This is a genomic window from Streptomyces sp. H27-H1 (genome assembly GCF_026627445.1).
Lineage (GTDB): Bacteria > Actinomycetota > Actinomycetes > Streptomycetales > Streptomycetaceae > Streptomyces.
Genome location: NZ_JAPNLJ010000009.1, coordinates 130489 through 156951 on the forward strand (window position 1 = coordinate 130489; position 26463 = coordinate 156951).

The following is a 26463-nucleotide window of genomic DNA, read 5'->3' on the forward strand; positions in this document are numbered from 1 at the left end:
GAGAAGAAGAGAAGAGGACGCGTGACCCAGCCAGACCGCGAGCCCGGGATGTACCTGAACACCCTCGGCTACCGCTGCACCCCGAAGCTCGTCGGCGACGCCTCGGTGTACGTTCGGCACTTCGACAGCGAGACCGAGAAGCTGTGGAGCGACTTCAGCAGGCAATGCGCACGCCGCTACGGCGACGACGCGGCGCAGGCCCCGTACTCCATCGCTACCACCGTGCTCAGCACCCTAAGCGGCGGCTACGTCTACTTCGATCCCGACTTCCGTGGGCCGTTCCTCGCCTCGCGCGAACCGCTCGACAGCGAGCTGCTCTGTCAGGTGTTCACCCTCACCCATGCGCTGGCGCTCGGCGAGAAGATCGACACCATCGACCTCACCATGGCTCCTGAGCTCGCCAAACGAATCGCCGCGTCAACAGAACACCGATACGCGCTGGCCGACCACCTCAAGCCGGTCGACGGCACGCAGCCCAACGCCCCCGGATGGGTCTACCGGACCGTCGCCTGGGACCTCTCCCGCCGCATGGCCGCCAAGCCCTGGGCAATCTCCGACAGCAGGAAGATCGCACTGCGCCCCGACACCACCGGCGGTCTGGTCGCCCTGGAAGAGCCCTGGCAGAACGAGCAGGGCGGCCGGTACGCACTCTCCCGCACCGCGCTGCGGCTCAAGACTCTTCCGAACATCGCCAGTCCCGTGCTCCTGGTGTCATCGAGGGTGACCCGCATCTCCTCCTCGCTGATCTTCTCGAAGACGGCCCTGGCTGTGCAGCCCGGCTCTGGGCGCCCGCTCCTTGAAGTGTCGCTCAATGGCCGCGGCGCCGCCCGCACCGTGAACCGGCTCGCGCTGGAGGCGCTGGGGCGTCTGGAGATGGACTACTCGATCTTGCGGACGATCGACCAGCGATCCCGCAGGGAACAGGAGCTCCTCAAGACGGCCCGCGAGGAGAAGAAGCCGGCGGCGTTCCCCCGCGAGCACCCCGGCCAGGTGTGGCCAGTCCTCCCCAAGAGCTTTTCCTTCCCCATCGGCACCGGCACCGGGATGCAGCACCTGCGTCTTCTCTACGACCACGTTGCCGAGGCGTTCGGCGACGCGGCCGTGCCTTTGACGATGCGGGAGGCGCCCATGACGCTTCCCCACCGGCCGACCGACCCCGAGCGCGTCACCAAGAAGGAGCTCGAACGCCGCAAGGAGGAACGAGAGAAGAGCGAGAGCAAGGAGCCGCTCCGGGCGCGAGGCAGCGCCGTGCCCACGCCGGAGTCCGTCTTCTCCGCCGTCGAGGCCGCCGGCTTCAAGAAGCTGCGCATCGCCTGCCTTTGGTACCGCGACGAGACCCGGCTGCGGATGCTCGACACCCTCTGCAAGACCTACGGCATCGACCCCACGGGGCTCGACCCGCACGACGGCCAGGAGTTCAGCCTCCATGGCGACCAGATCACCGCGGTGCTCCACCTGGCCACCGACTTCCTCAAGCCCGGTGGACCGGACGGCAGGCGAGAAGCCCTGGCACAGACCGGAGCTTCGCTGGCCTCCCGAGACGGAATCCTCGTCGGCGCCTGGTGCGAGACCGAGAAGCCCGAGGCCGTGGACGAGCAGAACGGCACGGACGCCGACAGCCGCGACGGCAAGCTCCTGACGCGATCGTTCCTTGCAGGCCTCGGCGTTCCCACCCAGTACATCCTGGGCAAGAACGACAAGGGCATCGTCATGCCGAAGGCGAAGGACCACCCGGCCGAAATGGCCCTCCTCGACCTCTACCGCTCGCTCGGGGTCATCGACGACCGCATCGCCAACGCGCTGGAACCCGAAACCTCCGACTATCCCGTTCACCGAGTCGCCCAAGTCGGTGTCCATGTACGCCAGCAGAACCGGCGGAAGGGGGAGAACGGGCCCCCCAAGGTCGTGATCACCGCATCAGCACTCATCCCGCCAGCCCATGTCGGCGGAGCATGGAGCATGCTCGGTTGGAGCTCCACCCGACCCCAGTGGCAGCCCTACCGCAGCGCCCAGCCCGCCTTCCACGCCACGGCCTACCCCCAGGAGAACGGGGACAAGAAGACTCACCGGCAGCGCTGGGACGACGCAGCCGAGGCGGTCGAATTGGCCCTCGGAGACCTCGCCGAGGAGCTGGACGATGTCCCCTACATCGTCACCGTGGACGGGCTGGCCTGCCGCCGCATGTGGGAGGGGCTGCAGAACATGAACCAGGGAGCCTCCCGGACTCCGCGATTCAGCCGCTACTGGCTCCCAGGCAGCTCCCTGAGCAGCGACGAGAGGCCGCGCGCCGTGATCCGCATCAACATCGCGGACGAGGAGGTCCCGCCGCCTGTCAGCACCACGCGTGTGCTGAAGGGACAGGCTGGCGCCACGACAGATGGCGAAACAACTCGAATGCTGTATCAAGTGGATGTGGACTTCGGCGCACCCGTCTGGATCTTGTGCAACGTGCCGCGGGCGTATGACGGCGACGGTGCTGGCCGGCTTGGCTCGAAGTACGCCCGATGGGACGCCAAGCGGTCCGTCCACTCGGAGAAGAAGGAGGAGCGTCGCAAGGGTGAGATGCCCCAGAACTGGTACTCCATGACCGCGACCGAGATCTACCCGCTGGCCTGCGCCGAGGGCGTCTCGGCGGAAGCTCTTGCCGTGGCCACGGCAAAACTTTGCCACCAGACCCTCTTCTGGTCAGACCGGGCCCGCTTCCCCGTGCCCTTGCACGCCGCCAGGCAGATGGACATCGACCACCCGCAATACCGGCGCACTGCTCCTCCCGAGGAGAAGCCCGCCGCCGAGCCGGGTTCTGACGGCGAGGCACCCGAGCAGTAACGGCCGGGGAACAGGGGGCCGTGGAGGCGCCGCTGTTTGTCTACCAGCCCGCCCTAGCCTCGGGCTTTCACGAGGTGGGATGTCCGATGCTTGATCAAATAAGCGGAGAGCGCTCTTGATCAGCAACGATGGGACTTGTCTAGGGTCCTGCTGGCTGCACGGAAGGAAGCAGTCTCCAGGTGAAGAAGCGTATTGGGTCGTACCCGCGTATCCGCATCGAGGGCGGCGGTCTCGCAGGCCGGGTCGTGCTGCTGGTCCAGACACTCCGCAAGGCCGGCTTGGACACCGCGATATCAGCGGCGCTGATGCCATGGCGGAAGGCTCGGGCGGTGCACGATCCGGGCAAGATCCAGCTGGACGTGGCCTGGTGGTCGCGCTGGCCGGGGACTGTCTCGCGGATGTCGGCATGCTGCGCGCTGAGCCGGCCTTCCTCGGGCCCGCTGGAGGAGTGGGCGCGCCGGCGAGCCGAACGCCAGGCCGCCTCGAAGGGCAAGCGGCGCGCGGTGCCGCTCGGTGACGGTCCTCACCGCGGGGCCCACGTCGACCCTGGCGCCCCGAGATCGATCGAAGAGTGGACCGGCACGGAGTGGCACGTGGTCGGCGTTGTCGAGAACCTGGCCGCTGCCCAGGCCCTTCTGTACCCGCCGCCGCCCGAGCTGGCGAAGCCTGCCGAGTGGGACCGGCCCGCGATGGGCAAGGGCCGGGGCCGACACCGAAAGCCGACCTCGGCGGAGGAGCGGGTCCAGCAGGCGGCCGAGCGCCCGACGGTGGTCACGGCGCATCAGCGTCGCTCGGCGAAGGCCCCGCTGCGGAGGCAGGCAGTGGCCAGCAGGGCGTAAGCGGTCGTGATCGCCAACTGGGCCAGCCAGGCGATACCTTCAGCAGCTCGGTGTCGAGTACGGGGAAGGGGAGGGGCAGCATGTCGAGGGGCAAGCAGATGTTGCGCGAGCTTGGCCACGCGGTACGGGAGGGGGCCAAGGAGGGGGCAGAGGAGAGCGCACGCGCCTATTACTTCAGTGTGTACTATCGCGGCTTCAACGAGGCGGCCCAGACCTGTCTGGGTGTCCTGTCCGATGCCACGGAAGAGTTGTTGGCGAGGATGAAGTCCGGAAACCTGTCCAAGCAAGAACAGGCGTTGTACGCGCGGCTGACTGAACTGACGGCCGAAATGGACGAACGTCTCCGGAATGTCTGCCAAGAAGAGCCGACAGCAGACGCCCTGCCGCAGCCGTCCGGCGCCCGACCCGGCCAGCTAACAGAACGGTCCTGAGGCTCACTTCTGAGGTTCGGCCCCGTACGTCACGACGTCCGGTACACCGAGAGCCATGCCGGTGATGCAGCCCTTGTTCCATGCGTCGCGCTCGTCGCCGTCCAGGCCGCCAGGGAGCGCGTCTGCGCACTCCCGATGTCCCACGGAGGCGGGGTACCGGGTGTCGGTGCCGTCGGGGCGGGTGCACATGTCCTGCCGGGCGGCCACCTCCCCGCCGGTCGTGCAGTACGTGAAGTTGGTGTCAAGGACGCGCTTCGCGTAGTCCGTCGCCGTCTGCTCGCCGAACCGGTAGCCGTCCCAGTACCTCGCGGCCTTGTCCTCCTCGGTGGTGCAGCCGGCCAGCGCGAGAGCGGCGAGGGCGAGCGGTATGAGGGTGCGTCGCATGCGCCGGAGCATACGAGAAGTACCCCGCCCCCCGCAGGGGGCCGGGGTACCGGCCAGACCGCCAAGTCGTACTCGTCGGTCCAGGGTTCCTCGGTCCACAGGTCGTCGTAGTGGTACAGGCCGGTCAAGCCCGCCGCCCGTGCGGTAGGCGTACACGAACGGGGCCCATGATTCGGCATGGAAGAAGATCACCCGCGATGCGGATCTTTCGAATCGCGGATAACGGCTTTACCCAACGGGGAAGGTCCCCTGCGGACTGCCAGTAGGGCGAAGCGGTCCCTAGTCGATCTGTTCCAACTCAGCACGTAGACGCTCGGCCTCGGTTTCGGCCTTTCGCAGCCTCCGCTCCAAGGCGGACCGCGAGGGTGTGGGTGCGGTGCTCGCCGCCCTCCCGGACTGTCGCTGCCGGGGGACAAGCCATCCGACGCGCTCGTAGGCCGAGATCATCCGAACTTGGGGGCAGGAGTAGCAGAGTCGCTCAGGCTCCGGTCTCGGCCAGCCGTCCGCGAGCATCCGTCGGGTGTGCTCCCGATCCCGCTCGGTCTGCAGCTCCGGGTTCGCACGCCACGCGTCCTCGAACTCGGCAGACATCTGCTGGACTCGTTCCGGAGGCGCACGACGAGGTCCAGAAGCAGGCACCCAACCGAGACTCGGGGCGATGGCCTCCTCCACGTGACCGCAAGCCAGCGTCACTTCCCAGAAGGCGGAGGTGTGCGGCTCGTCATGGCAGATCACCGACCAAACCTTGGGGTCCGTGTCGTCCGGCGGTTCGACCGGGTCGGCGGGAAACATCACCTCCCTCCGTTCTCCCCACTCAGCGATCACGCGATAAGGCGGCGGTGGGGAGCCGTCGTGATGACAGACCATCTGCCCCGGAGGCAGTGGTGAGTGGAGAGCCTTCCGCTGTGCCTCGTGCGGTGGGGTGCCGTCGTCACGAGTAAGGACCTCGGGGATGCAGCCGCAGTCAAGCTGAACGCGCCACCGGAACACGCGGCTCAGATCCGGAATCAGGAAGTTCCAGAGCACCCTCGGGATGTACCCGCGCATTTCGGCGACCTCCGCCTCGCACTCCCGCAGCACCTCCTGGCGTGACCTGGCTTTGCCGGGAAGCCGCTTCACCGTGGGGGTGCTCGGCGGCGGTCGGTCTTCTAGGAGAAGACGGCGACTACTAATTGAAGGAGCACCCATGGCGTCCCCCCGTTCCGCGTCCGGTGTTGCCATTCATCGTCCGAGTGGACTGTGAGTTGCAGCCAGGCACGCTACGGAGCTGGCCGCACTGTCAGGAAATGTCCCGCCGTTTCACCCGTGTGGGTGGTTGTTCGCGCGGGTGCCGAGTCTTTAAGGACCCATAAGGTTTGCTGTCAGGTGCGGGCCGGGCAGCCGGGGCTGTCCACGAACAGCACACCCCCGACCACCGAGGTCTTCGCGGTCGTCCTCACGCAGCCATAGCTTTGGTTTTCGCGCGGGCCTGCCGCAGCAGGTCCAGCATCTGGTCCATCACGCCCTTGGAGTCCTGGGTGCGGTCGATCTCGCTGAGGACGATCTTCCAGATCTCCCGCCCGCCCGCTGCCTTCTCCTCGTAGTAGGCGTTGCGGACGCCCTCGCGGATCGGGTCCTCGGTGAAGGTGGCGTAGATGCCAAGGAACTGGCGCGCCATGAGCCCGCTGGTCTGCCGCGGATCGTAGACGATGTGGTGGCCGTCGCTGTCGAGCCGGTGAGTGAAGTACTCATCCGGGCCGAGCGAGGCATGTTCGATGTGGAGATGCTGGTTGCCTAGCCCGTCGGACAGCTGTCCGAAGTGGCGGCACATGCGGTCGCGGAAGGCGTCGAAGCCGGCGCGCGTGGTCAACGTCGTCATACCGTCACCTCCACTGGCTTGCTGAGGAGGTTGCGCATCGCCGTTTCGGCGGCGGCCTTTGGAGACTCGCAGACGACGATGTGGATGATCAGCTCGTCGGCGGACTTCTCCATGGCAGGGAAGCAGGAGCCGAGTTCTCTCATCTTGGTATGGAACGTCTCGACCTCGGCGATGGCGCGTTCGGTGATGGCCGTGTTCTTCATGCCGCCAACTCCGGTGAATTGAGGTACGCGGTGCGGACGTTGACGAGCTGGGTTTGGGCTTCGCGCAGGGAGTCGACCTGCTTCTGTAGATGGCTGATGACCATCTCCAACGTGTCTGGGTCGAGGTACTCGATGTAGTGGTCGTCGATGGCCTCGATGGATACGAAGGGCAGCCGCTCCGACGGCCGTCCCGAGAAGGGGTGGGACTGGATTTGCCAGCTGAGGAAGCGGAAGTCCTCAGGGCTGCCCGTGTCGCACAGCGGGCCGTAGAGGGGAAGCTCGCCGGCCGTGCCGGGGATGTTGCAGTAGATGTCGTGCGGGTGCTCGGGCCTGTTGTTGTACGCCTTGTGGTCGATCGTGCAGCCGGGCATGCAGGTCGCGGTCACCTTTTCACCGGTGATGGAGCTGGTGAAGGTGAATGTGCGTCGGACAGCGGACGCTCCCATGGCGGGCTCACTGTCGGACGGGGCTGCGGGGACGGGCTGGAGCCGCGTGGCCAGGCCGGTGCTCCCGAGAGGATGGGTGGTGTGGTCCTCGGGACGGCCGTTGTTGGCAGCCGTTGGTAAGTTTTTCATGTTTTGTCTCCTTCATTATGGGAGTCGGGCTATGGCCTTACCTCCGGTGTTGAACCCACCGGCCGGGACCCTTGCTTTGGTGATACGCGCCCTGTGGAAGCCGGGGCGAGAGCACTGTCCCGTTCGAGGGGTCCAGGCTCGGAATGGGGCTATTTCGCGGTAACTGGGGCGTACAATGCGCTGTTTCGGCTGGCGGGGTGACTCCTCGGGTACGTCCCGCCAGGCGGTGCCGGTGCGGAACTACTGGGTTCTCGCCCGAGCCGCCCGCAACCTCAAGGCCGCAAGCGCAGCACTTATCCTGAGCTGAACCTCTTCGATCGGATTGAGTGATTGTCGAGTTCCGACAAGCGCGGAAGTCTGGGTGACCCGGACGACCTTCCGTGGTGACAGTGAGCCGGAAGGTCGTCTAAGTGGTGAGCGTCGAGGTGCGCCGGTGGACAGCCGGTGGACAGACGCCTTTGGACCGTGCATCACGGGGTGGCACGGGCCAACCTGCTGCATATGCTCTGATCAGGGAAAACGTCACCACACAGCACGACGAGGCACCACACAACATGATCGCTCACGGTCTCGTAATGCGTAGGTCTCGGGTTCGAATCCCGAAGGCGGCTCTGTAGAACCCCCAGGACTCACTCGCCGTGACCTGGGGGTTTTGCTATTTCCGGGGGCTGTCGGGGCGTGGGTCGGCCAAGAACCGAGACCCCGTGCGTGAGCGATGCGTGAGCGGAGGGGCTGTCAGCCCTTCTTCGCGGCCTTCTTGGTCTTGACCTTCTTCTTCCTCTTGGCCTTCGCCTTCGCTGCTTGCTCGGCCTTCTCGGCGGCCTTGCGGGCCTGCTCCTCCTGCTCCGCCTTGCGTTGGGGAGGGACCAGCTTGGCTGTGGCCTCGGCGGCGCTCTTGCCGACGTGGGGGAGCACGCTCTGGTAGATGTCGCGCGTGATCCGGGTGTCACTGTGCCCGAGGGTGTCGGACACGATCTTGATGTCGATGTCGGCCGCCAGCATGAGCGTTGCCGCCCCGTGTCGCAGATCATGCAGCCGGATCGGCGGGAGCCCTGAGGCCGCCACGAGCCGCTCGAAGAGATCGGTCACCTTGCCCGGGTGGAGCCAGGAGCCGTCCTCCTGCGTGAAGACGAGTCCCGTGTTCACCCAGGCCGACCCCCACTCCGCGCGGTCGGCTTCCTGCCGTTTGCGGTGCAGCTCCAGGACGCCGACGGTGTCGTCATCGAGCGCGACCACCCGGAACCCGCTGTCCGTCTTCGGCTCGGACGCCTCGACCTCCCAGCCATCCTGGACGAGCTGCCCCGTCACGGTGAGGGAGTGCCGGTCGAGGTTGGTCTCCGACCAGGGCTGCCCGCACGCCTCACCACGCCGCAGGCCGCGGAAGGCGATCAGGTGCCACATCGCGTACAGCCGGTGGCCGGCGACGAAGTCGAGGAAGGCGCCAGTCTGTTCCGGCGTCCAGACCATCACCTGACGTCCTCGTATGGCGACTGCACCGGCTCGCCGACCTGGACCCGCACCCGACCGCAAGCCACCCCGCGCCCACACCGGCTTCGGCCGTGCTGCCCGCTCAGTCGCGCCGTACGCGCTGACCCCCACATCCCACCCCAAGGAGACCACCCTGAAGATCCACCCCATCGCCGCCATCTTCCCCATGTTCCCCGAGGACGAGCTGCACGACCTCGCCGAGTCCATCAGGACCGAAGGCCAGATCAAGGAAATCCTCCTGGACCGCAACGGAGTCCTCCTCGACGGCCGCAACCGCCTGGCCGCTTGCACCCTCGCCGGCGTCGAACCCCGCTTCACCCGCTACGAAGGCGACAGCCCCCACGCCCTGATCCTCAGCGCCAACCTGTACCGTCGGCAAATCAGCAAGGGTCAGTAGGCCATGATCACGGTGATGGCGCGTTCACTCTCGGGACGCTCCCCGCGCACCCAGGCCAAGCTCCACACGATCAGCCTCAGCGTGCTCTCCCGCGCCAACGTCGTACTCGAACACGGCCCCGGCCTCGCCGAACAGGTCCGCATCGGCGCACTCCGGCTCGACGCCGCCTACGACGAAGTCTGCCGTCGCAAAGCCCAAGCCGCAGCCGTCACCGCCCAGTACGACAACCTGCTAAGGCATGCACCCGACCTCGCCGCACAGGTCGCCGAAGAGCTCCTCACTCTCGACGAGGCAACCACCAAGCTCGGCCGGCGGCTCGAAGAAGATCGCCTTCGCCAGCGCGTGAAGGAAATCGACGCCGTCCGGCAGGCCGACGGCGACACCACACCTGCCCACACTTACCTCGCCGAGCAGGGAGAGATCACTTGGCAGCAAGCACACCAGCTCGCCGAACAGCACCACACCCAGCGGCAGGAGAGCATCCATCGCACTCAGCAGGCCATTGAACAGATCAGCGCGAACTGGACCGCCATCCAGAACGTCTCAGCGCGCCCGGACACCCCCTACACGCGAGAAATTCTTGAAGGCCTCACCCCAGAAGCCCACACCCTTATCCAGGGTCTGACCGCCCAGGCCTGAGCCGTGAACACCTCTGGGGCCAACGCCAAGGAACGGGTTTGGCCCCAGAGGCACATGTAACGGGCAGCCAATCCGTGACCGCCGCGCTAGCGTGCGTTCCGTTGCGGGACACTCCTGCGGAGCGAAACCACTCCCGCCGTTGTTGCCCGGCCCCTGACGGCGAACCGCCACGGGCACCGCGGCTGGGATGTCATCCCGGCCGCCGGCCGTGTTGTCGTGTTTGCGCTTCTGGCACGGATATCGGCGCCGGTGCCTACCGGCGCAGCTCTTCCTCGATGAGACCCGCGATTGTCGGCCACGGGACACGCAGGACGCCGCAGTGAGACCAGTAGTTGAACGCCTCGCGGACGATGGCGCTGACGCCGAGATGTGCAACATCAGGGTCGATCGTGCCTATGACCCGTCGTGTGACGCCCCCAGCCCCGCGGGGCGCGGGATTGATCCCGTGGCCAAGGAGGAGCGTGGCGGTGCGAACGGCGTCCAGCGTCGCTGGAGGTGCCATTTCAGCGAAGCGCCCATAGACCAGGGCCGGCCAGTGTTGCTGCGTACGCGCCCAGGCGAGACGTTCCAGGCCGGTTCCGAGGTCGACGGCCATGCAGGTCGGGTCGTCGGCGTTCCACAGGAGGACGATGTCGCCAAGGTCGAGGCCGAGGTGGCGGAAGTGCAGCGTGATGCCTGCGACCTCGCGCCGGCGCCACGGGGTGAGAGTCCCGCGGGCGCTCATGTGGCGGGCGTGGAAACCGAGTTGGGAGAGGACGGAGAGCCAGCCGTCGAGGATGTTGCCGTACTCGTCGAGTCGTTCTATGGGCTGGACGCGGGAGACGTTGACGAAGGAGGTCAGGAAGCCGTCGCACAGATCGCCCGAGGCGTCGCGTTCCCCGGTGAAGCGGACGACGGGCTGGGGAAGGAAGCCCTGGCGGTACGTCTGGGGTCTGCCGTCCTTGAGGAGCGGGTCGAGGGCCTGGACTGCTGAGATGGTGAGCTCTGTGTCGCGTCCCCAGCGGAGCGGGAGGCAGTCGTCGCGTGGAGCGCCGGTGTCGGCGAAAGCGGTCTGCAGGCTGTGGAGGAGTCCCTTCCACGAAGGCGGCCGGCGCGGCGGGCGGTAGGGGGTGCCTCGGTGGGGGTGTTGGATCTCGATGCGGGGGCCGTCGACGGTGAACTCCCAGTGGGTGCCTAACGCCGTGCGGAGCACGGTGGGTATTCGCAACGCCAGGACGTCGCCGGCCGTACTGCTGGCCGTAGTCAGCACGATCGGGCTGCCATCGCCGAGAAGTGCCGCGCGGGGGCGAAGCGGCGCATGCCGATCTCTTGGACCTGACCGTGGTCGAGGTCTTCAGCCTGCTCGATGGCATGGGCCAGCTGGCGAGCCGCGGCCTCGTCGTCCTCGTCGGGGTTGGCCACGGCGATGGCGCCAGTCTGGTCGCAGAGCGCGGCCTCGGCGCAGGTGCCGGTGCGCCAGGTGAGGGCGGCCATGGGAGTACCGGCGCGGAGGGACTCGCCGAAGACAGCGGCGCCTGCCTCCACATAGGTACGGGCGTACGTGTAGACGAAGACCGAGGCGTCGCGGAGGGCGGCGGTCTTGGCGGGGCCACCGAGTTCGCCGACCCACTCGACGTGGTCCGCGCCGAAGAGCCGGCCATGGCTCTGTACGTAGTCGTGATCGAAGACCGGGCCGACGATGCGGATCTTCCGGCCCAGGATCTGGGCGGCGCGTACGGCCAGGTGCGGCGCCTTCTCGGCGTCGATGCGGCCGAGCCAGACCAGGTCCTGTCCCGTGACGGCCGGGGGCTCCTCCTCGTTGAGGCCGAGGTGCACGGCCAGCTCGGGGATCGGTTGGTGGTCGGCATACCGCTCGATCATCTCGGGCGAGTAGCAGTAGAGGCGGGACCGCTTGCCGTCGAAGGCCGCGGGCTGGAAGACCGGCGAGTGCTGGAAAACGTGGCGACGTCGCAGTCCAGCGCGTTCCAGGTGCGGGTCCAGGCGGGCAGCGAGGGGTACTCGTGCCCCACGACCAGGAGGTCGTACCCGGTGTCGCGGAGCTCGCGCTCGGCGAGCGATCCGGTGGTGATGTCCTCCAGTCGGACCGGCTTGCGGACCCAGTCGTGTTCCAGGTCCGTGAGCCAGCCCTGCCCGAGGAGGTGTACGTCGGCGCCTGCGGCCCGAGCGCCTACGGCGACCGCCCACAGCCATCGTTCGATCCCGCCGTACCCGGCGGGTGGAAAGGCGTAGCTACCAGGGAAGTCGCAGACGCCGACGAGCACGTTATGCCTCCGGTGTTCCGTCCGCCGAGATACGGCGGAAGCCGAGGTACGGGAAAAGGGATTCGGGAAGGACGAGGGAGCCGTCCTGCTGCTGGCACTGTTCGAGGAGCGCGGCCAGGGTGCGGCCGATTGGCAGGCCAGAGCCGTTGAGGGTGGCGACGAGCTTGGGCTTGCCGTCCTCGCCTCGGGTGCGGATGTTCGCGCGGCGGGCCTGGAAGGTGCCGAAGTTCGAGATCGAGGAGATCTCGCGGTACGTGTTCTGGCTCGGGATCCAGACCTCGATGTCGTACGTGAGCTGGGCCGAGAAGCCCGTGTCGCCTGCGGCAAGCTTGACGACGCGGTACGCGAGGCCGAGCTCCTTCAGGCACGCCTCGGCGTGACCGACCATCGTCTCCAGCGTGGCGTCCGCGTCCGCCGGGTCGACCATCTGGACGATCTCGACCTTGGCGAACTGGTGCTGGCGGATCAGGCCGCGGGTGTCGCGACCGTACGAGCCGGCCTCGGACCGGAAGCACGGCGTGTGGGCGGTCAGGGCCAGCGGCAGGTCGGCCGGCGGGATGATCTCGTCGGCGTAGAGGTTGGTCAGCGGTACTTCGGCCGTCGGGATGAGGAACAGCTCACGGTCGGCTACGCCGGTCTTGAACAGGTCCTCCTCGAACTTCGGCAGCTGTCCGGTGCCGGTCATCGTCTTGCGGCTGACCAGGTACGGGACCGCGTGCTCGACGTACCCGTGGCGACGGGTTTGGATGTCGAGGAAGAGCGTCGCCAGGGCGCGCTCCAGCGCGGCGCCGGCGCCGCGGGAGACCGCGAAGCGGGGGCCGGACAGCTTCGTGGCCCGGGCGAAGTCGAGGATGCCGGTGCCCTCGCCGAGGTCGACGTGGTCCTTCGGCTCGAAGGCGAAGGCCGGCGGGGTACCGACCCGACGGACCTCGACCGCGAACTCCTCCGAGTCGCCGTCCGGGGCCGCGTCGTCGGGCAGGTTCGGGATGGTCAGGAGGAGCTCGGTCAGCTCCTCCTGGACCTGCTCCTGCTCGGTCTCGATTTCCCGGATCTGGTCCTTCAGCTCGCGGGCGCGCTCCTTCAGCTTGGAGATGTCCCCGCCCTGCTTGGCTGTCTGCTGGACCTCGCTCGCCACCCGCTTGGCTTCCGCCCGCATCTCGTCGGCTGAGCGGATGCTCTGGTTGCGCCGGGACTGGAGGTCTTCCAGGCGGGACAGGTCCAGGGAGTAACCGCGACGAGCGAGCCGACGAACTGCTTCGGCACCCATTTCAATCAGGGCGCGGGCGTCATGCATGAGGGAGATCCTTTTTATCCAGCGAGTGGGATGGGGATACCCCATCGACGTTAGCAACCGTCGACCCGTCGCTGATCCGCAATATCGCCGCGTCACTGGCGCCGGTGATCTCCCTACACGCACCCGAATCAAGATCGTCCAGGAGCGTGGTGATCAGAATGGGCAGCTCGTCATCGGGAATGGCGACCGGTTCGACGTACGGGGCCTCGGGGAAGAACAGCGGCATTGCTTCTCCCGCGGCGCGGTCGCGGTACCAGAGGAGGACCGAGACCAGCAGGCCGTGGCCGACGAGGACCCGGGGCCCGGGCCGCTCCAGAGCCCCGAGCGCTCCGGCGAGCATCCGGCGGATGCCCTCGCGTTGGGACTCGGAAGCGCCGGGTGGGCGCTCGCGGAGCCGTGTGTGTCGAGCCAGACGGCGTATTCGAGGAAGGGACTGCTCTCGAATTGCCCGTAGTCCAGTTCGTTCAGCCGGGCGTCGACCACGAGCCCGGCGGACGGTACGCCCATCAGCAGCGAGGTCGTCTGGCGAGCCCGCGGGAATTCGCTGGTCAGCCAGGTGGCCACCGAGTGCAAGGGGGAGCGTGGTCCAGGCGCGGCGTAGGGAGTGCCGGCCTTCCTCGTTGAGATGGATGTGCTTGGCCGGGTCGCCGTTGACGAGGTAGCGCTTGCTGTAGTTCGTCTGGCCGTGACGGAGGACGTACGTCGTCATCGGTCACCCCCTGCTCCAGTAGCCAGCAGATCGGACAGGACCGCGGCGATCTTCGGTTCCGCGGGGTCATGGATCTCCCTGTAGTAGAGGAGGCCATCGACAGCGAGGGCCCTGCACCACGGCAGGATCTCTGGTACGGGGATACGGGAGATCCGAGCGGCGGTGGCCAGCCGATCGGCCAGCCCCTGTTCGAGGTCGTAATAGACGCTCCAGAAGGCCCAGTCGAAGACTGCGTCACCTTTCACAGGGTGTGGATCGATCAGGCGCGGTTGCCGCCCCGCGTCGAAGATCACGTTCTCCGCGTACAGGTCAGCGTGCAGGACTGTCGTCCGGGCTGGGGCCTGGCTCAGGCCGGCGAGCCCGTGGCAGGCCTCCTGAACGAGTCCTTCATGGGTGCCGAGGTCGAGCGCCTGCGCTCGCTGGTGGATGCGAGGCAGAACGACCTCGCGCATGAAGTCGGTCAGTAAGGGCACGCCCGATCCAGGCCTTCGGCGGCCAAGGGCATGGAGCCTGTGGATCGCGCCAGCCACCGACTGCGTCGCTCGTGCGGGACGATCGGCGCCCCCGGGCCGTCCGCCGACCAGCTCCAGGGCCGCCACCGAGAGGTCATCCGCCGCTTCGGCTACGTTCGCGGTCGGGCCGCCGGCCCATACCCGTAACGCGGTGATCTCGTGGCGGTAGCGGACGGGGTCGACCCACGCCTTCAGGACCAGCTGGCTCCCGTCGGGCGCCACGGCGAGCGCGACCGCCGAGGCGTGTCCGGCATCGTGGTAGCCCCTCAGCGAGAGGCCCCACCGCTTCGCCGCCTCGGCGAGGAGGCCCGGGGCGACCTCCAGCCACTCCTGGACCAACGGGCCGTAGTGCGCGAGCAGCCGCTCCCGACACCCCGACGGCAGATCTCCGAGGGTCTGCGTCGCCATCAGCTCAGCACAATCCCGTCGGAGACCAGCTCGTCCGTGAGGGCCGGGAAGCCCTCCAGCGCCTCGGCCACGAGGGCCTGCACCTTGTCGGTCTCGACGTCCGGGGAGGACAGCCGGACCAGGATCCGCCACGGCTGGTCGAGACGCTGGCCGGTGGTGCTGAGCAGGTGCACCTCCGCGTGCCCATCGGTGGCCTCGTGCAGCCGCTCGGCCAGGCGCTGGGCGGCGATGTTGTAGAGCTTGCCGACGTGGTAGACGGGGTTCTTGCCGTTGGCGCCCTCCAGGTTCATCGGCCGCAGCGGCGTGATCAGTCCGTTGACCCGGTTGCCGCGGCCGACGACTCCTTCGTCGCCGGACTCGATCGAGCTGCCGGTGTACGTCAGGTACAGCTCGTCCTTCTCCGGGACGTCGCGGGCGTTGAGCCGGAAGCGGGCCTCTGCACCGGGGAGGCGGAGGCCGGCCATGCGGTGGCACTCGGCGAGGACGCTCTCGGCATTGCGGACGTACTCGGCGCGGCTGCCGACGTGTCGCGACTTCTGCGGGACGCACAGGACGACGTCGGCCTGGTCCCCGTCCCAGTAGCCCATGAGCTTGACGTCGGATCCGCACCAGGCGTGGGAGAGGGTGAAGTCGCTCTCGCTGGAGAAGTGGTTCACCAGCTCGCGGACGAACGACTCGAAGGCGTTCTCCGGGGCCCAGCCGGTGCCGAGGGAGGTGTCGTTCGAGAGCCGCACCCGACGCTCTCGCAGGTCGTCGATGGAGCGTGGGTTGAACCAACGGGTGCGGTCCGGCACCGCGTCGCCCGTGAGGACCGCGCCGGGACTGGAGTTGCTGGTGATGTTGAAGGTGATGTCGAGGTGGTCCGACACTTCCGGGAGCCGCTCGGCGAAGAATGCCCTGACCTCGGCTTCGATGATCTCCTCGACGGGGATCGTCCCGCCTCCGCACATCGGCGCGGCCCGCCCGTTGACCAAGACACGGACCGGGGCCGTCATCCCACCGGCGCCGTACCGGACCTCGCTGGCCCCGCCGAGGAGGGCGAGCTTGTCGAAGTTGTGGTGCAGCACGGCGCCGAAGCGCTGCACGGTGTGCTGGCTGTAGGCGCGGGACAGCCGCTCGGCGAGGTGGTCAGCCAGGGTGTCGGGGTGGCCGAGTCCCTTCCGCTCCACGATGGTCGTCGCGTCGGGCTTGGTGGTGCCCGTCTCGATGGACAGGCAACCGCCCTCAGTCGTGATGGTTTTGCGCATGACAAACTCCGATCTCTCTGCCTGAAGAAGACGGGTGGGACGGATGAGCGTCATTAGCCAAAGCCGGTGGATGCAGATTGAGTTGCTCGCATTTCCCAGCGGCGTTCTCGGTCTGTTGCGACAGTAGCCAGGGCGCCCCGCGACACCCCGGAAAATCCTTCCGGGGTCCACTTCGGCCACGAGGTGATGATCAGGACATGCGAGGGATGACAGAGAACCTGACCATCGGGGAGCGCGTTGCCTGGTATCGGCGGCGGCGCGGCCTCTCCCAAGAGGTCTTGGCCGGCCTTGTCGGCCGTACCACGGACTGGCTGAGCAAGGCGGAAAACAACCGGATCGAGCTTGATCGCCTCTCGGTGATCACCTCACTCGCCGACGCCCTCGACATCTCCCTCGGAGACCTACTCGCGGAGCCGACGCTCATGGAGTGGTCGGCCGACAGCGGGCACCGGACGGTTCCCGCGCTGCGTGAAACGCTCATGGACTACAAGCAGCTCACCCCTTTACTGGGTTCAGCGGCCGACGAGGAACCACCCGCCCTGCGGGACCTTCGAGGCAACGTGGGCGACGTGCTCGATGCCTACCAGGCGTCTCGGTACGGCTTCGCCACCCGGCGTCTCCCCCTCGTCTTGGCCGATGCCCTCGCCGCGTCCCGCGCCTACTCGGGGCACGAGGCGGAGGAAGCTCACGCCCTGCTCGCTCTCGCCTACCACGGCGCCGCCATGGTGCTGGGCAAGGTCGGAGAGTCCGAGCTGGCATGGATCGCCGCAGACCGCGGTCTGGCAGCAGCGCAGCACAGTGGCCGCAGCGAAGTCACGGGATCGCTCTTCCGAGCGGTCACCCACTGTCTCCTTGCCACCGGACGCTTCACAGCTGCGGTCCAGCTGGTGAACGACGCAGCAGCCGTCATGCAGCCGGAGCTGGGCAACGCCAACGACGAGTACCTCTCGGTGTACGGCACGCTGTTCCTCACGGGCGCGATGGCCGCCGCAAGGGCAGAAGACCGGACGACCACGCAGACCTTCCTCCGCGAGGCGAACGAGACCGCACAACGACTCGGCGCCGACGCCAATCACATGTGGACGGCCTTCGGCCCGACCAACGTCGCCATCCACTGCGTGGCCACCGCCGGCGAACTCGGCGACATCCAGATCGCCGAAGACCTGGGCTCACGAATCGACACGACCGCCCTGCCCGTGGAGCGGCGCGTACGGCACAGCCTCGAAGTCGCCAGGGCGCTGAGCTCCTGGAACCGTACCGAGGAAGCCCTGGCCGTCCTGCTGGAAGCGGAACAGGCCGCTCCCGAGCAGGTACGCCACCACTACCTGAGCCGCGAACTGGTCATCGGCTGGATACGCGGCATCAGGGGGCGGCCCGCCTATCCCGTGGCAGCCCTGGCCCGCAGATTGGGCATCGTCGCGGGCAGCTAGAGTCCGAACCGTGAGTGAGAACGAGAACGAAGCGAAGATGGCCCGCCCCCGTATGGCAGCCGGCGCTCTCTTCTTCGACGAAGCCGATCGAGTCCTCCTCGTCGAGCCGTCTTACAAGGACTACCGCGACATCCCCGGGGGCTACGTCGAGGAGGGGGAGTCGCCCCGAGAAGCCTGTGTGCGCGAGATCCAGGAGGAACTCGGCATCGCACCGCTCATCGGCCGCCTCCTCGTCGTCGACTGGGCACCGAACCCCGGAGAGGGGGACAAGGTCCTCTACCTCTTCGATGGCGGCCGCCTGAGCGCCGACGACCGCCAGCAGATCGTGCTGCAAGCGGATGAGCTCCGTGCCTACGACTTCCACCCAGCCGACCAGGTGCCGGACCTCACCATCCCCCGCCTCGCGCGCCGAATCGCCGAAGGCGTCCAGGCCCACGCGAATGGCTTGACCGCCTACCTGGAGCACGGGGAGTCGCCGGAGACAGGGACTTGAACAGTCACCGGATCGCCGTAGGCCCGTGCGGCGATCCGCAGGCGGGTCGAGAGGCTTGGCGCGGCCTGCGCGGAGAATGGGCGGGGATGCGGACGAGCTGGACGCCGTAGTCAGGTCCTTTTACCTGCCTGCTAACGGCAACAGGTGTCGACGACTGGCGGCAAGTAAAGGCCGATCCCAGCTCCCCATCGGCCCGGGGCGACGAACGGTGGGGTGTGCTGCGGCACTACGCTGTCGCTTCATCCGCCGCGCCGCTCTCGATGGACTCAATTTCCGCCTCGGAGAGTTCACCGGCGAAGAGCGCTCGTATTCGATCACGGGAGACATCTGCCGGAGTCAGGCTGTCCGTAGGCATGTTCAAGGGATGGGACCACCACCGGCCCGGGTGGAGTTCATCCCACGCCGGCCGCTTGCCCGATTTACGCCGGTCGGCGCCAGGGTCGTGATTTCCAAAGCCGTCCACGACACGGTTCCAGACCGGCCGATATTTCCTGATCATCACACGCTCGGTGAGGCTAACGAACGCCTCGATCGCGACCAAGTAGCGGACGCGGAAGTCGGAGATGTCCAGGTCATGGACTGCGGTGATGGAATCTTTGTGCTCCTCGATTCGATCCCACAGAGTGGTTGTCTCCTTGGTCGGATCCTCCGATCCCTTACGGGTTCCTTGAGGGCGTGCCTGGCCCACATAGATGGGGACCTTGCAGTCTTCGGAACTGATCGGAGTGTAGAGCTCGTGCGCACCTGTGAAGTAGATCGCGTACACGCCGGCGCCGAAGGTGTGCGGTACCTGTCCCAGGGGCTCGGCGGGGCGCTCGAGAAGCTCTCCCTCCACGCTGCGACCCAAGTTGTCCAGGTCGAGCGGATTGAAGGGCTCGAAGCGCTCTGCGGCCTCGGCCCACTTCTTCATGTTGCGTCGTTTCTTGTGCGGACGCGTGGGCGCTGTCGGCTGCTCGCTGTCTGAGGCCGGAGCCAGGCTTGGCACTGTCATGATTCCTCCGGGAGAATGACGCCCTTGGAGGGCTCGGACGGGAAGGCGCGGAGAGTTGGCGTGCGCCCTTGGGGTATAGGTCGATCGGTTCGTCACGGGTCGAAGTGACATTCGTTGAAATCGGTCACGTCGCGCTGGCCGCCAGGCCGCTCCTCCCGAATTCGCCGCGGCTCCACGGGGAACGCGTCTCCACCCGCCAGCGACGACCGGTAGGCCTGCTGGCACGTGCGTCGGGACGAGCTCCTCGGGGGCGGCTGCCAGCTGGTTGCCGAGCGCCTTGGTGATGCTGTGCTCGAAAACTCCGCGTCCGCGCGTGCGCCTCGCGCCGCCGGGCGGGTACGGGGCGACTCTGGAGGCTCCTTTCGTCACCGTGATCACCGAAACCCTATCGACGCTCCGCGCTCCCGAACAGATCAATCCTTGCGAAAGCCTGGAAGATCACCAACTCCGCGGTACACTTTGCTCATGTCTGATCAGGGAGAAGAGAGCCCCGCAGTGGGAACGTCTGTCGAGCTATTCGCGGGCGGCGGGGGGCTTGCGATGGCTGTTCACAACGCGGGCTTCCGGCCGCTGCTCGTGAACGAGTTCCACAAGCGGGCCTGCGAGACCCTTCTGGCGAACCTCGCCGAGAAGCGAGACGCGGACGACACGTCCGTCTCGACGGGCGGGAAGTGGCCCCTTGTTGAGGGCGACGTGCGCGACATCGCCAGCTTCGCCTACTTGAAGGGGAAGGTCGACGTCCTCGCGGGTGGACCGCCCTGTCAGCCGTTCAGTCTCGGCGGAGTCGCCAAGGGCACGGAAGACGAACGGAACATGTTCCCGGAGATGTTCCGCGCGATTCGGGAAATGAAACCGAAGGCGGTCATCTGTGAAAACGTGCGCGGTTTGTTGCGCCCGTCCTTCGAGCCGTACTTCAAATACATCCTGAACGAAATGCGTCTTCCTTTCGAGGAACGAGGCAAGGGGGTGAGCTGGGAGAAGCACAACGAGATCCTCGAGGGGATTCTTAAGGAAGGATCGGCAGACTCCTCCCAGCGGTACCAGGTATATCCGATTGAGGTTAACGCGGCGAATTATGGTGTCCCACAGATCCGTCACCGAGTGATTATTGTTGCCTTCCGTGCTGACCTTGATGTCAGGTGGGACGATTTCCAGCCGGTAGAGGAATATTCGGAAGAGGCGCTTCTCCACTCGATGCAGGAGGGTGGGGAATACTGGAAGCGCCATGACTACGTGGTCGACGCGGCCAAGGAGCGGGTCGTGGCCAAACTCCCGTCGACGCTGCCCGTTCCGGACGGGAAGAAGCCGTGGCGCACTCTGCGCGATGCGATCCTGGGCATCGACTGGGAAGATGGAGGGCCAGTTGAGGACCCTCTTCCTCCGGTGCTGGAGGACCACCTGAAGCCGAAGAACCCGGCTGACCGTGTGGTCGAAGGCGTTCGTGATCACGTCGGCTGGCCAGGAGCGCGCAAATACGACGGCCACACGCCGAACCTGTTGGATAGGCCCGCTAAGACCGTCAAAGCCGGCGTGCACGGTGTTCCGGGAGGCGAGTCGGTCATGGAACTCGACGAAGAGACCTTCGATGAAGGCAAGGGCTACCGATACATGACCGTGCGCGAGACCGCCCGCGTCATGACTTTCCCGGACAAGTGGATCCTTGAAGGCCCGCGCGGAGAGAAGATGCGCCAGCTCGGGAACGCTGTGCCCGTCAAGCTCGGCGAGGTCTTCGCCAAGGCAGTGGCCGCCGCGCTGGAAGACGCGCGAAAGAGGAAGCGGAAGTGACTGAAACCGCAACTGATCAACCGGGGCGTTGGAAGGACCGTACGCCTCCCGATCGGGCGTGGAAGTCCAAGTCTGATATAAACGCCGCCGCTCGCGTCGCGGAGCAGGACCGCGCGGCTGGAGGCCAACACAGGCGGGCTGTTGATGTCGGCGAGGGCCGGTTCGCACGTGCCTCGATCGCGTTGCGGCTCTACCAACGCACGCGGCGGATCCGCGCGTACCTACGCTGGTCTGAGGGAGGCCGCACCCGCGAGCGCTACGTCGGAGAAGTGGACGGCTCCACCCGATCAGAGAATCTGAAGCAGGCATGGTCCGCCGCATGGGCTCTTGAGCTTCTCACTGACGAGCCCGTTCCTGCTGGGTCATGGGCCTCATCGCGCGAGGCGCGTGCGGTAATGAGCGCCAACAGAAGCCGGGACACCGTTCCGGAGCTCCTCGTCCGGAAGGCATTGCACCGACGAGGTCTGCGCTATCGCGTTTCCGCGAGGCCGCTTCCTGGACTGCGACGGACCGCCGACGTTGTCTTTACCAAAGCCCGCGTCGCGGTATTCGTGGACGGGTGCTTCTGGCACGGATGCCCCGAGCACCATCGGCCGGCGACCAAACAGCACAGCGACTTTTGGCGCCGGAAGATGGAGGAGAACCGCTCACGCGACACGACGACCAACCAAGCGCTCCAAGAGGCTGGTTGGACTGTCATCCGGATCTGGGAGCACGAGGACCCGGACGAGGCGGCCGGTCGAATCGCAGAGATCATCTGGTCCCGGGGTCGATGAAACCCGCGGACCTTCTGGAGCCGGACCACTGCCCGATATCTCACCATGCGACACGGTAGGCTCCGCGATGTCGCTGATGGATACCATGATCGAGAACTGCGGGAGATCACGTCTCTGCGCGAGATCACGCGATCGGGTTCGGTCGTCGGTGGGGACCTCTAGCCTGTAAGTCGCGCGTGACTCTGAGTGGGGTCAGGCCGCGAGCCGCTGCCCGCGACAGGGTTAGCTTCGCCGTGCCCGCGTGAACGACGGGGACCGAGGGGGAACGACCACCCGATGAAGATCACTCCTTCCGCGCGCGTGCTTCGCATGCTGGGTGAAATCGAGTTCGACGAGTGGCAGTGCGTCGGCGAACTGGTCGACAACGCCTTCGACGACTTCGCGGAGATCCACCGATCCGAGATCCCATGGGTGGGCGGCTTCCGAGTCAGTGTGCAGTTGCCCAGTTCCACCGACGGGGAGCTCGTGATCTCGGACACGGGCAGGGGGATGAGCTACGAGCGGCTCGAGAGGGCCGTCCGTGCTGGCTGGTCCGGCAACGACATGCACGACAAGCTCGGGCTGTTCGGGATGGGATTCAACGTCTCGACCGCGCGGCTCGGCCGACGCACCCGAGTGTTGACGACCCGCCAGGGAGATCCTGAGTGGATCGGGGTGGAGATCGACCTCGACCGGATCGGGGACGACTTCGAGGCCGACGACATCACCGAGCCCAAGAGCGATCCGAATGAACACGGCACACGCATCGTCGTAAGCCGTCTGCACCGCCCCCGGGCGGAGTGGTTGCGCAAAAACGGGCCCGCGCTCCGCAACACGCTCGGAGGTGTCTACTCCTGGCTGTTGGAGAACCAGCCCTTCGAGTTGTGGATCGGCGGACTGAAGGTCAAGCCGGTGCGTCACTGCCGGTGGGGGGACGACCGGTCTGTTCTATACAACAACAAGGAGCGCATCCCGGCGTACATCGAAATCGACCAGAAGCTGGAGGACGGTCTGGCCTGCTCGGAATGCGGCCAGTGGCAGCTCCCGGGACGGGAGGTCTGTGAGGACTGCGGCAGCGTCCGGCTGTCGGTCCGTCCCCGCCGGGTGCACGGGTGGCTGGGCATCCAGCGCTACCTGGACAAGCGCCAGTACGGGATCGATTTCTTGCGTAACGGCCGCAAGATCCTCAGGTGGGATAAGCAGCTATTCACGTGGCGCAACCTGGATGGTGGCATCGGTAACGAAGAGCCTGAGTATCCAGTGGAACTCGCCCACCAGGGCGGCCGGATCATCGGCGAGATTCACCTCGACCACGTGCCGGTCACTTATCAGAAGGATGCCTTCGAGTACGGCGACCGCAGCTGGCGCGCGGCTGTGGAGATCCTTCGCGGTACCGCACCGCTGCTGCCGCAGCGCGCCGAAAAGCTGGGCTATGCGGAGAACGTCAGCCCTCTCGCCCTGTTGTTCAAGGGGTACCGCCGCAATGACGCCGGCGAGAGGTATCTGATTCCCGGCGACGGCAGGAAGCCCATCCACGACGACACCCGGCGCTGGGGGCTGGAGTTCCAGAAGGGCAACCCGGACTACGTCACCGACGAGCGTTGGTGGCGGGCCGTCCTGGACCACGAGGAGGCGAAGAGCCGCGGCAAATCGGATCGGGCGTCGGTGAGTACCCCCGGCCGGCCCGACGAGGCCGCCGTCATGGAGGCGCTCGGGTTCGGCGCCTCCGGTAGCGAGCCCTCGGCGGACTCCCCTGCCGGTCCTGCCGGGGAACATGCCGGTGTGGCGGAGGCCGACACGGCCCAGACGGCGGTGCCCGAGTCTCAGGCGCCGAGGCGGGAGACCTGGCAGGAGCGCGTTGAGCGCCACACCGCCGGATCCACGGTGTACCCCGAGCTGTGCCGTTCGATCGGACACCCGCGCATCGGGTTCGTCGAGGTCGAGGCGCGTCGACTAGCCGTCGGCCCGCTACTGGATGAGCAGCGCAACCCCACTCCCGTGCTGATCGACCAGCGCCGTGGCAATGCCTGTGTGGCCTTCCTGGACCTGGACCACGAGGTCTTCCGCCGTTTCGGCGCGGAACCAGCGGACCTGCTCCTGGTCGAGGTCGCCACCCTTCTCAAGGTGCGCTCCGACAGCGACTGGAGTCACTCTCAGCTCGTCGCCTCGCTGCGCGCGGAGTCGCTGCCCGGCACCGCGCTCGATCCGCAGACGATCAGCGTTGAAGCGCGGGAGCTGCTTTCCGAGGTCCGAATCCGCATGGTCGCCGCGCTAGACCGGACCGGAGAGCCACAGCGAGCGTTCCAGTACCTGTCGCCGGACGAACTGACCGCGACCGAGCACGCGATGATTGCGAACGGCAACGTCATTCGGACCGCCGATCTTGGCACTCGCGGTGACTTCCTCCTCCACGTGCCCGCGCTGTTCCTCGTCCGCCTCTTGGAGTCCTGGCCGGAGGCGTTCATGGACGACGTGGTTTTCCAGGGCGTCTACCAGGGTGTCACCTCGGCCTCCGCGCAGCGTCTCAGCCTGGCTCGTACGGTCGGCTACCTCTCGGACATCGCCACACAGGCCAGTTACGAGGGGGCCAGCCTGCCCGCGCAACTCCTGCGTACGCGGCTCAGCATCCGGCTGCTCCCGGACAAGCTCGCGGACGAGGAGTGAACGCCGCCTTCCTGACCGCCGCTGAGCTCCTCGCCGGTGGGCCTGCGGGGCTTCCTCACGCTCTCGAGCGGGCCTTGTGGCACCTCGGGTTCAATGACGTCCGCGTCGTTGACGGAGCCGGAGATGGGGGAGCTGACCTGCTTGCCGTACGTGACCGCGAGCAGTGGGTCTTCCAGTGCAAATGGAAGGCTCAAGGCAAGGTTGACCGCGCCGGTGTGGACGACCTGGAGCGTGCCCGCACTCGGTACCGCGCGGACAGGGCGGTCCTGGCCACGAACACAGACGCCAACCGGACAGCCGAGGAACGGCGTCGGGCCCTCGCCGGCGTCGGTATCCCCATCACGGTGTGGCATGGTGCCACCCTCGCGGAGATCGGCGACCGGATGCCGACCGATGTCGCGGGTCAGTACGAGCTGCGTCCGTACCAGGACGCCGCCGTCGAAGCGATCATTCGGGACCTCGACGCGAACGGCACGTCCCTGCTGGTGCTGGCCACGGGCCTGGGTAAGACGGTGGTGGGTGGCGAGGTCATCCGCCATTACCTAGCACGGCGTCCGGACGCAAGTGTCCTGGTCGTCGCCCATATGAAAGACCTGGTCGAGCAGCTTGAGCGGGCCATGTGGCGGCACATCGCCAAATCCGTCCCTACCAGGCTGCTGACTGGGGAGTCGAGGCCTCCCGCGCTGGACGGTGTGGTCGTCGGCACCGTCGAATCCGTGCTCGGAGCCGTGCGCACGGGATACCGGCCCGGTCTCATCCTGATCGATGAGACCCACCACGTTGCTGAGACCGGCAGGTTTGCGGAATTGCTAGACCTGTGCGGCGATGCGAAGCAGCTCGGCGTCACGGCCACACCTTGGCGCGGGGACAAGTTCGACATCACCGCGCGCTTCGGCAATCCCAGCTTCAAGATGGGCATCGCTGAGGGTATGGCGGCTGGATTCCTTTCCGCAGTGGACTACCGCCTGTACGTCGACAATGTCGACTGGGACGTCGTCAAGGACGCCAGCCTCCACGGGTATTCGATCAGAGACCTCAACCGTTCCCTGTTTCTGCCGCAGCGGGACGAGGAGATCGTCGAGCACTTCCGGGAGGCCTGGCGTGGTACTCCGAACCCGCGCGCGATCGTCTTCTGCCAGACCATGGAGCACGCCGAACACATGGCGAAGCTGCTGGCGACTTCCGACAGTGCCTGGGCAAACGCCTCGTTCCTCCATAGCGGTTTGCCCAGGCAGCGGCGCCAGATACTCCTCAACGAGTTCCGGCTCGGGAGAGTGCCCGTCATCACCTGCGTCGACGTATTCAACGAGGGCGTCGACGTCCCGGATGTGAACCTGATCGGCTTCCTGCGTGTCACCCACAGCCGGCGGATTTTCGTCCAGCAGCTCGGGCGTGGACTTCGCTTGAGCGAAGGAAAGAAAGCGCTGCGGGTCCTGGACTTCGTGACGGATATCCGCCGGGTCGCGGCCACGCTCGATCTCAAGCGCGCCCTGGAGGCAGAGGAGAGCGAGCACCTCAAGGTGCGGATGCCGCACGCGTCGCGCGTCGAGTTCAGCGACAAGACCGTCGGCTCCCTCATGGACCACTGGATCCGTGACGCCGCTGACTTGGAGACAGCAGCCGACGAGGTGCGCCTCCAGTTCCCTTCAACGAGAGGAATCGGATGACTACGTACTCTCTGCCCCGAGATCTTGAGGAGCAGGTCGTGAGGCTTCTCTACCAGCGTGCGGCCGAACTCAACTGGACCTACCTCCCTGATGCCGAGCGCACCAAGCAGTACCAACTGTGGACGGCCGAGCCGGCCATCGGGGGAAAACTCCTCGGGTTCATCGCCAAACCGGAGAACGTTCGGCCTTGGATCAAGGACGGTCCGATGAAGGAGTACGCACGTGCGACCTATGGTGTAGGCAAGTACGCGCCGCTCGTGACCAAGCCCGCTACGCCCGTCGACGCCCTGGTGGTCAAGGCACTCGGACCCGGATGGGTGGTGGACCTTGCCACGCTCGACATCAAGCCCTTGAAGGTGACCATCCGCAGGGAGGATGACGAGGACGAGGAGAGGCGCTTCGTCTGGGGACCGGTGAAGGACTTCAAGCATCTGGCCTGGGCGGCGATCCTGGCGCAGGCGGGCGGGGACCCGCTCCCGTGGGCCGTCTGTGTGGTGGATTCCTTCGTGCGACCGGTGAGCAAGACGCAGAAAGTGTCCCATCAACGGATCGCGGAACGGCTCGGGCTCCTTGTCGCACATGTCAGCGACGGCTGAGAGGGAGATCG

At 66.7% G+C, this 26463-nt stretch carries 25 protein-coding genes and 2 pseudogenes; 13 read left to right on the forward strand and 14 right to left on the reverse strand.

Features of this window, described 5'->3' with window-relative positions:
• The first annotated feature begins 21 nt into the window (after window positions 1-21).
• The 4 genes and pseudogenes from OTB20_RS12620 to OTB20_RS12635 all read left to right on the forward strand — a co-directional run bounded on the left by OTB20_RS12620 (window position 22) and on the right by OTB20_RS12635 (window position 4096).
• Window positions 22-2826 (forward strand): RNaseH domain-containing protein, encoded by a 2805-nt coding sequence (locus tag OTB20_RS12620; RefSeq protein ID WP_267751944.1) that lies wholly within the window; start codon window positions 22-24, stop codon window positions 2824-2826.
• Window positions 2827-3005: 179 nt separating this feature from the next.
• A pseudogene (locus OTB20_RS12625) lies at window positions 3006-3265 on the forward strand (IS1380 family transposase); the annotation flags it as partial.
• Window positions 3225-3665, forward strand: coding sequence for a DUF6087 family protein (locus tag OTB20_RS12630; RefSeq protein ID WP_267751945.1), 441 nt, complete (start codon window positions 3225-3227; stop codon window positions 3663-3665). The pseudogene OTB20_RS12625 and the gene OTB20_RS12630, both read left to right, overlap by 41 nt.
• An 80-nt stretch (window positions 3666-3745) precedes the next feature.
• Window positions 3746-4096: a hypothetical protein gene (locus OTB20_RS12635; protein WP_267751946.1), complete on the forward strand. Its 351-nt coding sequence runs from the start codon at window positions 3746-3748 to the stop codon at window positions 4094-4096.
• A 3-nt stretch (window positions 4097-4099) separates the two neighbouring features.
• On the opposite strand, the gene OTB20_RS12640 is transcribed toward OTB20_RS12635, so the two are convergent.
• The 6 genes and pseudogenes from OTB20_RS12640 to OTB20_RS12665 form a co-directional block, all read right to left on the reverse strand.
• Complete coding sequence (locus OTB20_RS12640) at window positions 4100-4480, reverse strand: hypothetical protein (RefSeq protein WP_267751947.1); 381 nt, start codon at window positions 4478-4480, stop codon at window positions 4100-4102.
• A 279-nt stretch (window positions 4481-4759) separates the two neighbouring features.
• Window positions 4760-5599, reverse strand: a complete 840-nt coding sequence (locus OTB20_RS12645; protein ID WP_267751948.1) for a hypothetical protein — start codon at window positions 5597-5599, stop codon at window positions 4760-4762.
• 316 nt (window positions 5600-5915) lie between these two features.
• The gene (locus OTB20_RS12650) at window positions 5916-6338 is read right to left on the reverse strand and encodes a hypothetical protein (RefSeq protein ID WP_267751949.1); all 423 of its coding nucleotides are present in this window, start codon (window positions 6336-6338) and stop codon (window positions 5916-5918) included.
• Window positions 6335-6541 (reverse strand): hypothetical protein, encoded by a 207-nt coding sequence (locus tag OTB20_RS12655; RefSeq protein ID WP_267751950.1) that lies wholly within the window; start codon window positions 6539-6541, stop codon window positions 6335-6337. Before OTB20_RS12655 ends, OTB20_RS12650 begins: the two co-directional genes overlap by 4 nt.
• Complete coding sequence (locus tag OTB20_RS12660; protein ID WP_267751951.1) at window positions 6538-7116, reverse strand: DUF6907 domain-containing protein; 579 nt, start codon at window positions 7114-7116, stop codon at window positions 6538-6540. Before OTB20_RS12660 ends, OTB20_RS12655 begins: the two co-directional genes overlap by 4 nt.
• A 735-nt stretch (window positions 7117-7851) precedes the next feature.
• Window positions 7852-8586 (reverse strand): annotated as a pseudogene (locus OTB20_RS12665) (site-specific integrase); the annotation flags it as partial.
• Between the two features lie 13 nt (window positions 8587-8599).
• Here OTB20_RS12665 and OTB20_RS12670 point away from each other — a divergent pair.
• Both OTB20_RS12670 and OTB20_RS12675 read left to right on the forward strand, forming a co-directional pair.
• The gene (locus OTB20_RS12670) at window positions 8600-9001 is read left to right on the forward strand and encodes a ParB N-terminal domain-containing protein (protein ID WP_267817227.1); all 402 of its coding nucleotides are present in this window, start codon (window positions 8600-8602) and stop codon (window positions 8999-9001) included.
• 3 nt (window positions 9002-9004) lie between these two features.
• Window positions 9005-9640: a hypothetical protein gene (locus tag OTB20_RS12675; protein ID WP_267817229.1), complete on the forward strand. Its 636-nt coding sequence runs from the start codon at window positions 9005-9007 to the stop codon at window positions 9638-9640.
• A gap of 253 nt (window positions 9641-9893) precedes the next feature.
• On the opposite strand, the gene OTB20_RS12680 is transcribed toward OTB20_RS12675, so the two are convergent.
• The 7 genes from OTB20_RS12680 to OTB20_RS12710 all read right to left on the reverse strand — a co-directional run bounded on the left by OTB20_RS12680 (window position 9894) and on the right by OTB20_RS12710 (window position 16071).
• Complete coding sequence (locus OTB20_RS12680; RefSeq protein WP_267817230.1) at window positions 9894-10889, reverse strand: hypothetical protein; 996 nt, start codon at window positions 10887-10889, stop codon at window positions 9894-9896.
• On the reverse strand, window positions 10883-11500 hold the full coding sequence (locus OTB20_RS12685; protein WP_267817232.1) for a glycosyltransferase: 618 nt from the start codon (window positions 11498-11500) through the stop codon (window positions 10883-10885). Before OTB20_RS12685 ends, OTB20_RS12680 begins: the two co-directional genes overlap by 7 nt.
• Window positions 11497-11901: a hypothetical protein gene (locus tag OTB20_RS12690; RefSeq protein ID WP_267817234.1), complete on the reverse strand. Its 405-nt coding sequence runs from the start codon at window positions 11899-11901 to the stop codon at window positions 11497-11499. Before OTB20_RS12690 ends, OTB20_RS12685 begins: the two co-directional genes overlap by 4 nt.
• A 1-nt stretch (window position 11902) precedes the next feature.
• Window positions 11903-13195 carry a serine--tRNA ligase gene (gene serS, locus OTB20_RS12695; protein WP_267817236.1) on the reverse strand — a complete coding sequence of 431 codons (1293 nt, stop codon included), beginning with the start codon at window positions 13193-13195 and terminating at the stop codon, window positions 11903-11905.
• Between the two features lie 153 nt (window positions 13196-13348).
• On the reverse strand, window positions 13349-13702 hold the full coding sequence (locus OTB20_RS12700) for a hypothetical protein (RefSeq protein WP_267817347.1): 354 nt from the start codon (window positions 13700-13702) through the stop codon (window positions 13349-13351).
• Between the two features lie 198 nt (window positions 13703-13900).
• A complete protein-coding gene (locus tag OTB20_RS12705; protein WP_267817238.1) occupies window positions 13901-14824 on the reverse strand; it encodes an aminoglycoside phosphotransferase family protein in 924 nt (307 codons plus the stop codon).
• Complete coding sequence (locus tag OTB20_RS12710) at window positions 14824-16071, reverse strand: methionine adenosyltransferase (protein ID WP_267817240.1); 1248 nt, start codon at window positions 16069-16071, stop codon at window positions 14824-14826. The genes OTB20_RS12705 and OTB20_RS12710 overlap by 1 nt, the downstream gene beginning before the upstream one ends.
• A 206-nt stretch (window positions 16072-16277) precedes the next feature.
• Here OTB20_RS12710 and OTB20_RS12715 point away from each other — a divergent pair, with 206 nt between their 5' ends.
• Window positions 16278-17501, forward strand: coding sequence for a helix-turn-helix transcriptional regulator (locus OTB20_RS12715; protein ID WP_324290362.1), 1224 nt, complete (start codon window positions 16278-16280; stop codon window positions 17499-17501).
• Window positions 17502-17511: 10 nt separating this feature from the next.
• Entirely contained in the window at window positions 17512-17994 is a 483-nt protein-coding gene (locus OTB20_RS12720; RefSeq protein ID WP_267817243.1) for an NUDIX domain-containing protein, read from the forward strand.
• A gap of 226 nt (window positions 17995-18220) precedes the next feature.
• On the opposite strand, the gene OTB20_RS12725 is transcribed toward OTB20_RS12720, so the two are convergent.
• Window positions 18221-18904 (reverse strand): Eco29kI family restriction endonuclease, encoded by a 684-nt coding sequence (locus OTB20_RS12725; RefSeq protein WP_267817244.1) that lies wholly within the window; start codon window positions 18902-18904, stop codon window positions 18221-18223.
• A 546-nt stretch (window positions 18905-19450) separates the two neighbouring features.
• On the opposite strand from OTB20_RS12725, the gene OTB20_RS12730 reads away from it, so the two are divergent.
• The 5 genes from OTB20_RS12730 (at window position 19451) to OTB20_RS12750 (ending at window position 26452) form a co-directional block, all read left to right on the forward strand.
• Complete coding sequence (locus tag OTB20_RS12730; protein WP_267817246.1) at window positions 19451-20770, forward strand: DNA cytosine methyltransferase; 1320 nt, start codon at window positions 19451-19453, stop codon at window positions 20768-20770.
• A gap of 269 nt (window positions 20771-21039) precedes the next feature.
• Complete coding sequence (locus tag OTB20_RS12735; protein WP_267817348.1) at window positions 21040-21546, forward strand: very short patch repair endonuclease; 507 nt, start codon at window positions 21040-21042, stop codon at window positions 21544-21546.
• 276 nt (window positions 21547-21822) lie between these two features.
• Window positions 21823-24189: an ATP-binding protein gene (locus OTB20_RS12740; RefSeq protein WP_267817248.1), complete on the forward strand. Its 2367-nt coding sequence runs from the start codon at window positions 21823-21825 to the stop codon at window positions 24187-24189.
• Complete coding sequence (locus tag OTB20_RS12745) at window positions 24186-25856, forward strand: DEAD/DEAH box helicase family protein (RefSeq protein ID WP_267817250.1); 1671 nt, start codon at window positions 24186-24188, stop codon at window positions 25854-25856. The genes OTB20_RS12740 and OTB20_RS12745 overlap by 4 nt, the downstream gene beginning before the upstream one ends.
• The gene (locus tag OTB20_RS12750; protein ID WP_267817252.1) at window positions 25853-26452 is read left to right on the forward strand and encodes a hypothetical protein; all 600 of its coding nucleotides are present in this window, start codon (window positions 25853-25855) and stop codon (window positions 26450-26452) included. The genes OTB20_RS12745 and OTB20_RS12750 overlap by 4 nt, the downstream gene beginning before the upstream one ends.
• Window positions 26453-26463 lie beyond the last annotated feature (11 nt).

Excerpts from the sequence above, each read along its gene's own strand:
- OTB20_RS12630 (WP_267751945.1), top strand. The coding sequence starts at position 3,225 with ATGTCGGCATGCTGCGCGCTGAGCCGGCCTTCCTCGGGCCCGCTGGAG.
- OTB20_RS12635 (WP_267751946.1), top strand. The coding sequence starts at position 3,746 with ATGTCGAGGGGCAAGCAGATGTTGCGCGAGCTTGGCCACGCGGTACGG.
- OTB20_RS12640 (WP_267751947.1), bottom strand. The coding sequence starts at position 4,480 with ATGCGACGCACCCTCATACCGCTCGCCCTCGCCGCTCTCGCGCTGGCC.
- OTB20_RS12650 (WP_267751949.1), bottom strand. The coding sequence starts at position 6,338 with ATGACGACGTTGACCACGCGCGCCGGCTTCGACGCCTTCCGCGACCGC.
- OTB20_RS12655 (WP_267751950.1), bottom strand. The coding sequence starts at position 6,541 with ATGAAGAACACGGCCATCACCGAACGCGCCATCGCCGAGGTCGAGACG.
- OTB20_RS12660 (WP_267751951.1), bottom strand. The coding sequence starts at position 7,116 with ATGAAAAACTTACCAACGGCTGCCAACAACGGCCGTCCCGAGGACCAC.
- OTB20_RS12670 (WP_267817227.1), top strand. The coding sequence starts at position 8,600 with ATGGCGACTGCACCGGCTCGCCGACCTGGACCCGCACCCGACCGCAAG.
- OTB20_RS12675 (WP_267817229.1), top strand. The coding sequence starts at position 9,005 with ATGATCACGGTGATGGCGCGTTCACTCTCGGGACGCTCCCCGCGCACC.
- OTB20_RS12685 (WP_267817232.1), bottom strand. The coding sequence starts at position 11,500 with ATGATCGAGCGGTATGCCGACCACCAACCGATCCCCGAGCTGGCCGTG.
- serS (WP_267817236.1), bottom strand. The coding sequence starts at position 13,195 with ATGCATGACGCCCGCGCCCTGATTGAAATGGGTGCCGAAGCAGTTCGT.
- OTB20_RS12700 (WP_267817347.1), bottom strand. The coding sequence starts at position 13,702 with ATGGGCGTACCGTCCGCCGGGCTCGTGGTCGACGCCCGGCTGAACGAA.
- OTB20_RS12705 (WP_267817238.1), bottom strand. The coding sequence starts at position 14,824 with ATGGCGACGCAGACCCTCGGAGATCTGCCGTCGGGGTGTCGGGAGCGG.
- OTB20_RS12710 (WP_267817240.1), bottom strand. The coding sequence starts at position 16,071 with ATGCGCAAAACCATCACGACTGAGGGCGGTTGCCTGTCCATCGAGACG.
- OTB20_RS12715 (WP_324290362.1), top strand. The coding sequence starts at position 16,278 with ATGACAGAGAACCTGACCATCGGGGAGCGCGTTGCCTGGTATCGGCGG.
- OTB20_RS12725 (WP_267817244.1), bottom strand. The coding sequence starts at position 18,904 with ATGAAGAAGTGGGCCGAGGCCGCAGAGCGCTTCGAGCCCTTCAATCCG.
- OTB20_RS12730 (WP_267817246.1), top strand. The coding sequence starts at position 19,451 with ATGTCTGATCAGGGAGAAGAGAGCCCCGCAGTGGGAACGTCTGTCGAG.
- OTB20_RS12740 (WP_267817248.1), top strand. The coding sequence starts at position 21,823 with ATGAAGATCACTCCTTCCGCGCGCGTGCTTCGCATGCTGGGTGAAATC.
- OTB20_RS12750 (WP_267817252.1), top strand. The coding sequence starts at position 25,853 with ATGACTACGTACTCTCTGCCCCGAGATCTTGAGGAGCAGGTCGTGAGG.